Origin of the sequence: Mycolicibacillus trivialis, assembly GCF_002102395.1 — a bacterium.
Taxonomy (GTDB): domain Bacteria; phylum Actinomycetota; class Actinomycetes; order Mycobacteriales; family Mycobacteriaceae; genus Mycobacterium; species Mycobacterium triviale.
This window is the reverse complement of the sequence record NZ_LQPZ01000026.1, coordinates 1-12457: the sequence shown is the minus strand read 5'-3', so window position 1 is coordinate 12457 and position 12457 is coordinate 1. Positions and strand designations below refer to the sequence as shown.

12 protein-coding genes are annotated in these 12457 nt (G+C 70.5%); all 12 read right to left on the bottom strand.

What is annotated here, in order from left to right:
• Positions 1–6: 6 nt before the first annotated feature.
• Positions 7–780 carry a methanethiol S-methyltransferase gene (gene mddA, locus AWC30_RS10140; RefSeq protein ID WP_085110094.1) on the bottom strand — a complete coding sequence of 258 codons (774 nt, stop codon included), beginning with the start codon at positions 778–780 and terminating at the stop codon, positions 7–9.
• Between the two features lie 148 nt (positions 781–928).
• Positions 929–1855 (bottom strand): site-specific tyrosine recombinase XerD, encoded by a 927-nt coding sequence (xerD, locus tag AWC30_RS10135; protein ID WP_085110093.1) that lies wholly within the window; start codon positions 1853–1855, stop codon positions 929–931.
• Between the two features lie 26 nt (positions 1856–1881).
• On the bottom strand, positions 1882–2505 hold the full coding sequence (locus AWC30_RS10130; protein ID WP_085110074.1) for an NUDIX domain-containing protein: 624 nt from the start codon (positions 2503–2505) through the stop codon (positions 1882–1884).
• Complete coding sequence (locus AWC30_RS10125) at positions 2498–4243, bottom strand: CTP synthase (protein WP_085110092.1); 1746 nt, start codon at positions 4241–4243, stop codon at positions 2498–2500. Before AWC30_RS10125 ends, AWC30_RS10130 begins: the two co-directional genes overlap by 8 nt.
• Before the next feature lie 129 nt (positions 4244–4372).
• Positions 4373–5314 carry a copper transporter gene (locus AWC30_RS10120; protein WP_085110073.1) on the bottom strand — a complete coding sequence of 314 codons (942 nt, stop codon included), beginning with the start codon at positions 5312–5314 and terminating at the stop codon, positions 4373–4375.
• A 9-nt stretch (positions 5315–5323) separates the two neighbouring features.
• Positions 5324–6505: a putative cytokinetic ring protein SteA gene (steA, locus tag AWC30_RS10115; RefSeq protein ID WP_085110072.1), complete on the bottom strand. Its 1182-nt coding sequence runs from the start codon at positions 6503–6505 to the stop codon at positions 5324–5326.
• A 105-nt stretch (positions 6506–6610) separates the two neighbouring features.
• Positions 6611–8383: a DNA repair protein RecN gene (gene recN / locus AWC30_RS10110; RefSeq protein ID WP_085110071.1), complete on the bottom strand. Its 1773-nt coding sequence runs from the start codon at positions 8381–8383 to the stop codon at positions 6611–6613.
• An 11-nt stretch (positions 8384–8394) separates the two neighbouring features.
• Positions 8395–9318 (bottom strand): NAD kinase, encoded by a 924-nt coding sequence (locus tag AWC30_RS10105; RefSeq protein ID WP_085110070.1) that lies wholly within the window; start codon positions 9316–9318, stop codon positions 8395–8397.
• Positions 9315–10124, bottom strand: a complete 810-nt coding sequence (locus AWC30_RS10100) for a TlyA family RNA methyltransferase (RefSeq protein ID WP_085110069.1) — start codon at positions 10122–10124, stop codon at positions 9315–9317. Before AWC30_RS10100 ends, AWC30_RS10105 begins: the two co-directional genes overlap by 4 nt.
• A gap of 7 nt (positions 10125–10131) precedes the next feature.
• Positions 10132–10308: a hypothetical protein gene (locus AWC30_RS17810; protein WP_165756475.1), complete on the bottom strand. Its 177-nt coding sequence runs from the start codon at positions 10306–10308 to the stop codon at positions 10132–10134.
• An 8-nt stretch (positions 10309–10316) separates the two neighbouring features.
• A complete protein-coding gene (locus tag AWC30_RS10095) occupies positions 10317–11345 on the bottom strand; it encodes an HAD-IIA family hydrolase (protein WP_085110068.1) in 1029 nt (342 codons plus the stop codon).
• A 1-nt stretch (position 11346) separates the two neighbouring features.
• Positions 11347–12168, bottom strand: a complete 822-nt coding sequence (locus tag AWC30_RS10090) for a hypothetical protein (RefSeq protein WP_085110091.1) — start codon at positions 12166–12168, stop codon at positions 11347–11349.
• Positions 12169–12457: the final 289 nt, after the last annotated feature.

Genomic DNA, 12457 nt, shown 5'->3' with positions numbered 1-12457 from the left:
TGCGGGTCAGGCGACTTCGGGCGGCTGAATGCGCGGCTGCGGGAGGTCGCGGCGGTGATGCGGCCAGGGCACCAGCATCGGGACCCGCGTTCGATATTCGCGGTATCGAGGTCCCAGTCCCGCAGTCAGATCGCGTTCCTCGAACTGCAGCGCCACCAGGATGTAAACCGTGCCGCCGACGGCGAACAGCAGGTGCCCGGCGGTCATCGTCGGCGCCGCCCAGAAGGCGATGAGAAAGCCCAGCATCATCGGGTGCCGCACCACCCGGTACAGCAATGGCGCCCGGAATCCGACCTCGGTGTAAGGCTCCCCGCGCCAGGCCAGATAGACCTGCCGCAATCCGACCAGGTCGAAGTGCTGGATCATGAACGTCGCGCTCAGCACGATCACCCAGCCCAGCCAGAACGCCACCTCGATGGCCGCCCGGACCGTCGGCGAGGTCACCTCCCACAGCACCGTCGGCACGGTGTGCCATCGCCAGAACAGCAGGACCAACACCAGGCTCGACACCAGGACATAGGTGGAGCGTTCGATGCTCGGCGGTACCAACCGCGTCCACCAGCGCTTGAAGGCCGGACGCGCCATCACGCTGTGCTGCACGGCGAACAGGGCGAGCAGTCCGACATCGACCGCGACCGCCACACCGATCGGGGCGGTGAGCGCGACATCGACACTGCGGGGCACGACGATGTTGCCGACGAAACCGACCAGGTAGAGAAAGGCCGCCAGGAACACCCCGTAGCTCAGCAGGCCGTAACCCACCGTCGCCCACCGCTTCATGACGTTCTCCCCGTCCACGGTCCCGACAGGAATGCACTGCCACCTCATCATCGCCCGGCGGCCACCGGCGACGGTAGAGCAACCGCCTACCCGATCCCGCCCTGTACCCGGCGCTCGATGCGGCGTTGTTGCGGGGGTACCGGTGCCGTCAACGGGCGCGGGGGTGCGCCCCGGCCCACACCTCACGGAGCGCGTGCACGGTGACCAGTGTGTAGATCTGGGTGGTGGTCACCGAGGCGTGGCCGAGCAGCTCCTGGACCACCCGCACGTCGGCTCCGCCGTCGAGCAGATGGGTGGCGAACGAGTGCCGCAGGGTGTGCGGCGAGACCGCGGCGGTCAGCCCGGCACGTTCGGCGGCGTCGTGCAGCACCTGCCAGGCGCTCTGCCGCGACAGTCGGCCGCCGCGGGCGTTGAGGAACACTGCCGGGGTGCCGCGTCCGCGCCGGGCCAGGTCGGGGCGACCGCGCACCAGGTAGGCGTCCAGGGCGCTCACCGCGGGGCGGCCGATCGGCACCAGACGCTGTTTGCCGCCCTTGCCGCGCAGCAGCACCGACCGGTCGTGGGTGTCGATGTCATCGACGTCGAGGCCGACCGCCTCGGAGATCCGCGCGCCGGTGGAGTAGAGCAGTTCCAGCAGGGCGCGGTTGCGCAGCGTGAGCGGGCCGTCCGAGGGGCTGTCACCGCCGGCGGCTTCCAGCAGGGCCAGCACCTCGTCGACCGTGAGGCTCTTGGGCAGCCGCCGCCCCGCCGCCGGGGGGCGCACCGTCCGCGCCACGTCGAGATCGATGACGCCCTCGGCGGCCGCGAACCGGTGCAGGCCGCGCACCGCGATCAACGCACGGCCGGCCGAGACCGCCGAGAGCGGCGCCAGCCCGGCGTCGTCGTCGCCGCGCTGCAAGGCCACCACGAATTCGCTGACGTCGCCCTCGGTGACCTCGCCCAGGTCGCCGACGCCGCGCGCGCTGAGGTACTGCGTGTAGCGGCGCAGGTCACGCCGGTAGGAGCTGAGGGTGTTGGCGGCCACGCCCCGCTCGATCGCCAGATGGTCGAGGTAGCCGCCGACCTGGCCGTCCAGCGCCGACGGCTCGGCCTCCACGGCGGTCACGACCGGCCCTGGCGCGCACGGAAGGCCTGCGGCCGGTCCACCCACGGCGCGTCGAGCGGGCGCGGCGTGGCTCCGCCGCCGCGCACCGTGTGGGCGGCGAGGATGCCGGCCACCGCGATCGCGTTGACGATCTCGCCGGACAGGACCCGGTCCAGCGCATCGGCCAGCGGGAACCACCGCAACTGCAGGTCGGCTTCCTCGTCGTGCGCCTCCGGGCGGTCCACCTCGGTCAGCCCGGTGGCCAGGAACACCCGCACCGACTCGTCACTGAACCCCGGCGTGGAGTCCAGGTCGACGAGCACCTGCCAGGTCTCGGCGGACAGGCCGGCCTCCTCGTGCAGTTCGCGTGCCGCGGTGCGGTGCGGTTCCTCACCGGCGGTGTCGAGCAGTCCGGCGGGCAGTTCCCAGAGTCGCCGGCCGATCGCCTGGCGGTACTGGTAGATCATCGGGACGTTGTCGTTCTCGTCGAGGGCGACGATGGCGACCGCGCCGTAGTGTTCGACCACCTCGCGGGCGGCGATCGTGCCGCCGGGCATCCGCACCTGGTCGGTGCGCAGCGCGAAGATCTTGCCGCTGTGCAGCAGCTGCGAGGAGACGGTCTCGAAGTCGTGGTCAGCCACGTGCGGCGGGTTCGTGGACGGGGTCGGGCGCGGTCTGCTCGGCGCCGTTGGCGTGGTGCTCGGGGATCTCCACCGGCAGCCGTTCGGCGGCCTTGTAGTCGATGGCGGCGCCGATGAAGGCCACGAAGAGCGGGTGCGGGCGGGTCGGCCGGCTCTTCAGTTCGGGGTGGGCCTGGGTGCCGACCAGGAACGGGTGGACGTCGGCGGCGTACTCGACGAATTCCACCAGGTGGCCGTCCGGCGAGGTACCGGAGAAGACCAGCCCGCTCTCGGCGATCCGATCCCGGTACGCGTTGTTGACCTCGTAGCGGTGCCGGTGCCGCTCGGAGACCTCGGTGGCCTGGTAGGACTGGGCGACAACGGAATCCGGCTTCAAGACCGCGGGATAGGCACCGAGGCGCATGGTGCCGCCCAGGTCTGCCTCCCCCGCGACGGCGTCCTGTTGGTCGGCCATCGTGGAGATGACCGGGTCGGGGGTGTCGGGGTCGAACTCCGCGGAGTTGGCCTCGGTGATGCCCACCGACCGGGCCGCCTCGATCACGATGCATTGCAGCCCCAGGCAGAGTCCCAGCAGCGGGATGCCGCGGGTCCGGGCGTAGCTGATCGCGCCGAGTTTGCCCTCGATGCCACGGATGCCGAACCCACCGGGGATCAACACCCCGTCGACGTCGCCGAGCATGGCCGCGGCGCCCTCGGGGGTGCTGCAACTGTCGGAGGCGACCCAGCGGATCTCCACCTTGGTGCGGTGTTTGAACCCGCCGGCGCGCAACGCCTCGGCGACCGAGAGGTAGGCGTCGGATAGTTCGATGTACTTGCCCACCAACGCGATCCGCACCGATTCGTGCGAGTCGTGGACCCGGCTGAGCAGGTCGTCCCATTCGGTCCAGTCGACGTCGCGGAACGGCAGGTTCATCCGCCGAACCACGTAGGCGTCGAGTTCCTCGCGGTGCAAGACTTTGGGGATGTCATAGATCGACGGCGCGTCCGGCGTGGAGATGACGCCGTCGATGTCGACGTCGCACATCAGCGCGATCTTTTCCTTCAGCGGCTCCGGGACATCCCGGTCGCACCGCAGGATCAGTGCGTCGGGGGTGATCCCGATGCTGCGCAGCGCGGCCACCGAATGCTGGGTCGGCTTGGTTTTGAGCTCACCGGAGGGCGCGAGATAGGGCACCAGCGACACATGCAGGAAGAAGCAGTGATCGCGCCCGACGTCGTGGCGCACCTGCCGGGCGGCTTCCAGGAACGGCTGCGATTCGATGTCGCCGACGGTGCCGCCGATCTCGGTGATGACCACATCGGGCCGGTTGCCGTCGCGGTCCGGCTCCCCCATCGCCAGGATGCGGTTCTTGATCTCGTCGGTGATGTGCGGGATCACCTGGACGGTGTCGCCGAGGTATTCGCCGCGACGTTCCTTCGCGATCACCGTCGAATAGACCTGACCGGTGGTGACGTTCGCCGAGCTGGACAGGTCGCGGTCCAGGAACCGTTCGTAATGGCCGACATCGAGGTCGGTCTCGGCGCCGTCCTCGGTGACGAAGACCTCACCGTGCTGGAATGGGTTCATCGTCCCGGGATCGACGTTCAGATAGGGGTCCAGCTTCTGCATCGTCACCTGCAGGCCCCGGGCGATCAACAGCTGGCCGAGGCTGCTCGCGGTGAGCCCCTTGCCCAGAGACGAGGCGACGCCACCGGTGACGAAGAGATAGTTGGTGGCGGTGTAGGGGTGCTTGCGCAGTGCTGGCAACAGCCACCTCCGTGACGACGCGCAGGGCGAGATCTAGCTTGTGCTAGTGGGGCCTGCCGACCCACGGAATCTCACCTTAACACCCGCTGGGACCCGACGGCGTTGACACGCCCGGCAGGTCTACTGCGCGACGGTGACCGCGGTGGCGCCGGGCCCGATGCCGTACTGGCCGGGGTGGCCGCCGCCGGCCAGTTCGCCCAGGCCCAGCACCGCGGTGACGCGGCCGGATTCGGTGTCGATGTCGTCGACGGTGCTGATCACCGCGGTGGTCGCCGCATCGGCGCGGGCCACCGCGACCGCCGCGGTCCCGGTCGCCGAGCCGTCCCGCCCGGCCAGCACCGTGCCCGATCCGTGCGGGGCCAACGCCGCGGCGAACCGGGCGACGGTGGTGCCGCGGTTGCCCGCGTCCTCACCGAGGCCACCGCCGGTGACGACCAGCGCGGTGTCGGCGGCGCCGAACCGCTGATCGCCGTAGTCGAGGAAGCCGGTGTCGCGCAGCGCGGCCAGCACCGTCTCGCGTTGTGCGTCGTCGGCGGGTTTGCGGGCCGGGTCGCGGTTGATCAGCATCGCGATACCGAGTAGGTCCCCGGCCTGCGAACCCTGGTCGACCAGGGCCGGGTTGAGTTGCGCACCGGCAGGCAGCACCGAGGCGGTCACCACCGAGCGCAGTTTCTCCGCCGAGTTTGCGTCGACGAATTCCTGGCTCAGCGACACCGTCCCGGTGACCGTACCCCCGGCCAGGCGGGTGATGCGGCTGAGAGCCTCCACGTCGCTCCGGTCTGCGTCGGGGGTGGCGAAGACGACCACCGACTTGCCGACCAGCGTGTCGTGCACGATGCGGCCCGCGACGAGGGAGTTGAATCCGTCGATGGCGCTGAGTTTTTCGTTCAGCGCGTTCTTCTCGTCGTTGAGTTCGCTGATCTGGCTGCGCAGGTCCTTCTTCTCCGCCCGGATTCCGGAAAGCATCGAATCAGAAAGCAGCCCGGAGCCCAGGACTACCCCGATCGCCAGCGCGAGGAACACTGCGGCCAGCGAAATCGCGTGGTGGCGTAGAGAAATCACGGCAGGCTCCTAAGTGAGAAAGCCTTGCACCCACAGCGAGAAGCGGTTCCAGTAGTCGAGGATCCAGTCCAGGAACGAGACGTCGGTGCGCGAGACCCACAGCGCGACGATGACCGCGATCAGCATCGTGAACACCAGCAGGGCGATCGCGCCCGCGGAGACCCGGTTGCGGTACAGCGTGGCCACCGCTTTGGCGTCGACCAGCTTCTCCTCGACCTTGAGCCGGGTGAGGAACATCGACGGGTTGCTCTGCTGGCGGCTGCGGTCGAAGAACTCCTCGATGCTGGCGCTGTGCCCGGCCGTCACCAGCAGCGCGGCGCCGTGGTGGTCGGTGAGCAGCAGCGCCAGATCCATGGCCGAGCCGGCCGCCGGGAACGTCATCGCGCCCACACCGAGGTCCTGGATGCGTTCCAGGCCCGGCGCGTGACCGTCGGCGTCGGCGGGTAGCACTACCTGCGCGCCGCACTTGAGCACCTCGGTGCTGATCTCGTCGGGGTCGCCCACGATCAACTGCGGGCGGTATCCGCACTTGCGCAGCACGTCGGCGCCGGCGCCGACGCCGAGCAGGATCGGCTGGTACTCCTTGATGAACGGCTTGAGCAGTTTGAGGTCATCGACGGCGGAGGGCTCGTCGCCGACGAGCACGACGTGGCGCCGGCGCAGGTTGATGTCGATGTCGGGGATACCGATGCCGTCGATGAGCAGCGGGCTCTCACTGCGGATGAACTCGATGGTGTTGCCTGCGAAGGCCTCCAGGTGGGCGACCAGGCCGGACTTGGCCTCGTGCATCATCTCGGCGATGTCATGCTCGGCGCGTTCGACGCCGCGCGCCAACCGCCGGTCACCGGAGTAGACGCCGCCCTCGTTGAGGCGGATTTTGGCGCCGTCCTTGACCTTCTTGAACACGTCGGGGCCGGCCTCATCGATGAGGACGACACCGTTGGCAACCAGCACCTCCGGGCCCTGGTTGGGGTAGCGGCCGGAGATCGACGGGGCGGCGTTGACGACGGCGAGGACCTGCGCGTCGACCAGCGCGTCGGCGGTGATGCGGTCGAGGTCCTGGGCGTCGATCACAGCGATGTCGCCCGGGCACAACCGCCGCAGGAGCCGGTCAAGGTCGCGGTCGACCCGTGCAGTGCCGACAACGCCGGGTCGCGAGGTGTTACGGGAGAGCAGCGCTGACATCCTCATGCGGCGATTCTGGCGGTCATCGGCCACCGAATCGAGGAGGCGCGCCGTAACAGGAGCCTCAATAGTGATATTACGTCACATCTGCCACAGGTTTGGTGTGGCGGATCACGGGTCGGCGCCGCCGTTGCGGGCAGCGTCGAGCAGCTCGCGGGCGTGCGCGCGGCCGCTGTCGGACTCGCCGAGACCGGCGAGCATCCGCGCCAGCTCGGCGACCCGCTCCTCATCGCCGAGGCGGCGGACACCGCTGGCGCCGTCGGCGCCGGCGCCCTCCACCGTCAGGTGGACGTCGGCGTACGCCGCGACCTGCGGCAGGTGGGTGACGACGATGACCTGATGGGTCCGGGCCAGCCGCGCCAGTCGGCGGCCGATCTGGACCGCGGCGCGCCCGCCGACACCGGCGTCGACCTCGTCGAAGACCATCGTGGTCCCCGCCGAGCGGGAGGTCGCGGTCGCCAGCACCACTTCGAGGGCCAACATCACCCGGGACAGCTCACCGCCGGAGGCGCTCTTGGCCAACGGCAGCACCGTGGTGCCACGGTGCGCGGTGAAACCGAACTCGACCTGGTCGACGCCGTCGGTACCGGCGGCCACGACCGCACCGGAGGGCAGGGTCAGCGCGGTCGGGTCGTGATCCGCCGCCGGTTGCGGACCGACCGAGACGGTGAACTCCGCGTCGGTCATCGCCAAACCGGTGAGCTCGGCGGTGATCGCCTCGGCGAGGGCGGGGGCGGCGCCGCGGCGGGCCTCGCTGAGCTGGACCGCCGCGGCGGCGACCTCCTCGGCCAGGCGCGCCACCCGTTGCTGCAGGGCGCCGACCGCCTCGTCGGAGACGTCGAGTTGGGCGAGGCGCTCGCGGGCCTGCCCGGCCCAGTCCAACACCGCGTCGATGTCCGCGGCGTACTTGCGGGTCAGAGTGCGCAGTTCGGCCTGCCGGGCCAGTTTGTTCTCCAGGGCGCCGGCGTCGGCCGGAAGATCGGCGAGATAGCCGCCGAGCTCGGTCGCGGCGTCCCCGATCGCGGTCAGCGCACCGCCGAGTTGGTCGGCCAGGGCGCTCAGCGCGGTGTCGCCGGTGGCTTCGAGCGCGGTCTTGGCCCGGCCGAGCAGTGCGGTCGCCGAGCGCTGGTCGGCCGGGAAGTCGGCGTCGTCGGCGCCCATCAACGCGGCGCGGGCGTCGGCGGCGGCCGCCCGCAGGGTGTCGAGTTCGGAGAGCCGGCGGATGTCGGTGGTCAGCGCGTCGTCCTCACCGGGCTGGGGGTCGACGGCGTCGATCTCGTCCAGGGCGAAGGTCAAGCGGTCGGCTTCCTGGGCGAGATCGCGGGCCCGGTCACGGCGTTCGGAAAGGTCACGCCGGGCCGCCAGCCAGCTGTCCCGAAGCTTGCGGTAGTCCTCCAGCGTGGCGGTCACCCCGGCGAACCGGTCCAGGGCGCCGCGCTGCTCGTCGGGCCGCAGCAGGCGCAACTGGTCGTTTTGGCCGTGCAGGGTGAGCAGCCCGGCGGTGAACGCACTCAACGATTTGGCCGGGACGCTGCGCCCACCGAGGTAGGCGCGGGAACGGCCGTCCCGGCCGACCGAGCGCAGCGCGATGATGCTGCCGTCCTCGTCGCGGTCGGCGCCGGACGCCTCCAGCAGTTCTTGGGCCGTGGCGGCGGCGATCTCATCGAGTTCGTCGGTGCTGAAGCGACCCTCGACCATCGCCCGATCGGCGCCGGAGCGGACCCGGTTGGCGTCGGCGCGGGCCCCGCCGAGCAGGTGCAGCCCGGTGACCACCATCGTTTTGCCGGTGCCGGTTTCGCCGGTGAGCACGGTCAGGCCGCGGCCGAACTCGGCGGTCGCGGCGCGGATGGCGCCGAGCGATTCGATGCGGATCTCGGTGAGCACGCGGCCCGCCGTTACTGCCCGCGCCAGCCGGTGACCGGCAGCCGGAACTTGCGGACGAGACGGTCGGTGAACGGGGCGCTGTCCAGCCGGGCCCATTTCACCGGGATCGCACCGGTGGTCACCTCCAGCCGCCCACCGGCGGGCACCAACATCTCGCGGCGACCATCGCAGAAGACCAGCGCGTCGTGACCGTTGGCTTCCAACTCGATGGCGATCACCGCGTGCGGGCTGGTCACCATGGGCCGGGCGAACAGGGCGTGTGCGTTGTTGGGGACGACGAGGATGGCGTCGAGGTCGGGCCACAGCAGCGGCCCGCCGGCGGAGAAGGCGTAGGCGGTCGAGCCGGTCGGGGTGGAGATCAGCACCCCGTCGCAGCCGAACGTGGAGACCGGTCGGGCGTCGACCTCGACGATGACGCCGAGCACCCCGAGCCGGGGCCCCTTCTCCAGGCTGGCCTCGTTGAGCGCCCAGCCGCTCTGGATGACCTCGCCGTCGGCGCGGACCGCCACGTCCAGGGTCATCCGGTCTTCGACGCGGTAGTCGCGGGCGACGACGTGGTCGAGGACGGTGTCGATGGCTTCAGCCTCGGCTTCGGCCAGGAATCCGATCCGGCCCAGGTTGACCCCGAGCACCGGGATGCCGGCGTTGTGGGCCAGTTCGGCGGCGCGCAGGAAGGTGCCGTCGCCGCCGAGCACCAGCACCAGTTCGCAGCCCTCCGCGGCGTTGTCGTCGGCGTCGACGACCTCGATGTCCACCCCCATCGCCCGCATGTCGTCGGGGGCCAGGTGCAGCGAGCCGCGGTCGACGGCCTCGGCGGTGAGCACCCGCAGCGCGATGCCGTGCTCGCCGAGGACCTTCTCCACCCGGCGGGCGGTGTCGGTGGCCTCCTCACGGCCGGTGTGGATGACCAACAGGATGGTGCGTTCCGCGCTCATTGTGGCCCCTCCGCGACAGCTCGATGCACGGCCGCGGTCAGGTCCGCCCCGGCCAACGGCCGGTCGGTCCGGGCGCGCAGCCGCAGGAAATATTCGACGTTGCCCGACGGGCCGGGCAAAGGGCTGGCGGTGACGGCGACGGTGTGCCAGCCGCGCTGTCGGGCGTGACCGGCGACGGCAAGCACGGCGTCGGCGCGCTGCTCGGGTTCGTGCACCACGCCGCCGGCGCCGACCTGGCCCTTGCCGACCTCGAATTGCGGTTTCACCATGGGCACGATATCGGCGTCGGGTTGGGCGCAGGCGATGAGCGCGGGCACCACGGTGGCCAGCGAGATGAACGACAGGTCGGCGACCACCAGGTCGACCGCGCCGCCGACCTGTTCGGCGGTCAGGTTGCGCACGTTGGTGCGTTCCAGCACCGTCACGCGGGAATCCGACCGCAGCGGCCAGGCCAACTGCCCGTAGCCGACGTCGACGGCGACGACGGCATCGGCGCCGCGGTCCAAGAGCACTTCGGTGAACCCACCGGTGGAGGCCCCGGCGTCCAGGCAACGCTTCCCCGTCACGTCGATCGCGAAGGTGTCGAGGGCCCCGATGAGCTTGTGCGCACCGCGCGAGACCCAGCCGCGTTCACCGTCGGCGGCGATGGTCAGCTTCGCGGTCAGGTCGACCGCGGTGGCGGCCTTGACCGCCGGCATCCCGTCGATGCTGACCTTGCCCGCGCTGATCAACTCGGCGGCCTGCTGCCGGGAGCGGGCCAGTCCGCGGCGGACCAGTTCGACATCAACGCGGTTGCGTCGTGCCACAGGACACTCAGCCCTTCTCCACCGATTCCAGGGCGCGTACCAGGACGTCGTGGGCCTCCGAGAGGCGGTGCGCGACGTCATCGAGGTCGGCGTCGGTCGGCGCGGAGCCGTCCGCGTCGACCTGCGGAATCGGGGCGAGCAACGCATCGATCCGGGCACGGATCTGGTCGGGTTCGGTCGTCATGACGGCTCTCACGCTAGTCGATCGGGATCGTCGAGCAGCGACCAGCGCTGCAGGGCGGCGCGCGCCACGTCGTCACCGGCGGTGATGGTGGGCGCCTCGTCGCCGAACTCGGCGTCCCAGACCGCCCGGGCGACGGCCCGGACCACGCTCAGCGGGTCCTGGTCGGCGGCGTCGGCGTCGACGGTGTGGACCGCCACGGCGGTGTCCTCGACACTGATCCGCCACGCCGGGTGTGCGGCGACGGCGATCTCGGCGGCCTCGCGGTGCAGGCAGCGCAGATCCGCGGCGAGGTAGTGCGGCCGCTCCACCGGGATGGCGTGTACGGCGTCGCGGGCGGTGTTGACGCCGGTGAGCACCATCAGGCTGGGCAACCCGGTGTTGTTGGCGCCGGCGATATCGGTGTCGAGGCGGTCACCGACCACCAGCGGGGCGGTGAACTCGCCGCGTTGCAGGGCGTCCTTCATCAACGGCGGGGCGGGTTTGCCGGCAACCTCGGGGTCGGTGTCGGTCGCGGTGCGCAGCGCCGCCACCATCGAGCCGTTGCCGGGCAGCAGGCCGCGTTCGGAGGGCAAGGTCCGGTCGACGTTGGTCGCCAGCCAGTGGGCTCCGGCGCGGATCGCCAGCGCGGCCTCGGCCAGTTGGGGCCATCCGGTTGTCGGCGAGTGGCCCTGGACGACGGCGACCGGGTTGTCCTCGAACCGGCGGACCGGACGAAGCCCGACCTCGGTGATCTCGGCGGCCAGCGAGTCGGTGCCGACGATCAGCACTGCCGCCTCGGCCGGCAACTGACCGGCCAGCAGGCGTGCCGCGGTCTGAGCGCTCGTGACGACGTCGTCGTCGGTCGCGCTGAAGCCGAGCTCACGAAGGTGGTCGGCGACCTCGGCGGCGGTACGGGAGGCGTTGTTGGTGATGAACAACGTGCGCCCGGGCGCGCGGTCCAACGCGTCGACTGCCCCCTCTGTCGGTTGGTGCCCGCGAAAGACAGTGCCGTCGAGGTCCAGCATCAAGCAGTCGTATTCGTTTGCGAGCGTCCCCATCTCAGCCCAATTCACCGGCCCGGTCTTCGGCGTCGGTGACGCCTTCGGTGTCGGCGGCCGCCGACCGCAGAAACCACTGCAGGGCCTCCTCGCGCCGGTGGAGTGCCAGCAGCGTGTCGGCGTAGGCGTAGAACAGTCGGGCTGCGGTTGGCCCGGTGCGGTCGGGGTTCAGTTGCGGCGTCGACAGCAGGGTCAAGGCGGCGTCGAGTTGGCCGAGATCGGTGCGTGCGCCCGCAGCGACGATGCGCAGTTCGTCAGCGTCATCGCCTTCGAGTTGGGCTGCCTCGGGACCGCGGGCCAGTTCGATCGCCCGCTGCGGACGGCCCAGGCCGCGTTCGCAGTCGGCGATCACTGGCAACAGCACCGATTTACTGCCCATCCGACGTGCGGCGCGCAGTTCCGCCAGCGCCTGTGCCCAATCACCGCAGTGGTAGGCCGCGATACCGACGGCTTCGCGAACCGCGGCGATCCGCGACGACCGGGCCCGTGCGGCCCGGGCGTGCTCGAGCGCCGCCTGCGGGTCGTCCTCGATCAGGGCGCCGGCGGCGACGAGGTGTCGGGCCACCGCGTCGGCGGTGAACCGGTCCAGGGTGGACAGCTCGCGGCGGATCTCCGGGGCCAGCTGTTTGGCCTCGATGTCCTCGGGGATCTCCGGGCCGACCGGTGCGGGTCGCGCGGGTGCCTCCGAGGCCGGTTGGGGTTGGGCGCGACGGGCCCGGTCGGGGCCGGAGGAACGCGGTGCCTGGCGTTGCGGGCGCGGGCCACGCCGGGGGCCGTCCGCCGCCGGGCGTCGGCGACGTTCACCACCGTTGCGTTCGGTCACCGCTGCCGCCTTTCGCGTCGTGTTCTGCGCCGGCGGGTCAAGGATACGGTTCGCCGACGACGCCTTGTTCACATCGGGTATCGCATTCCATTTCGGTAATACATGGAACTCGACATGAAGGCTGACGACATATTTCGGCCCGTTCCGACCCGGTCCCTATTTTTGTTTTCCATACACCTGTGCCCCCCAAACAATGTGGGGGGCACAGGTTTAATGTGTGTTCGGCGGTGTCCTACTTTTCCACCCGGGTTGGGTAGTATCATCGGCGCTGGCAGGCTTAGCTTCCGGG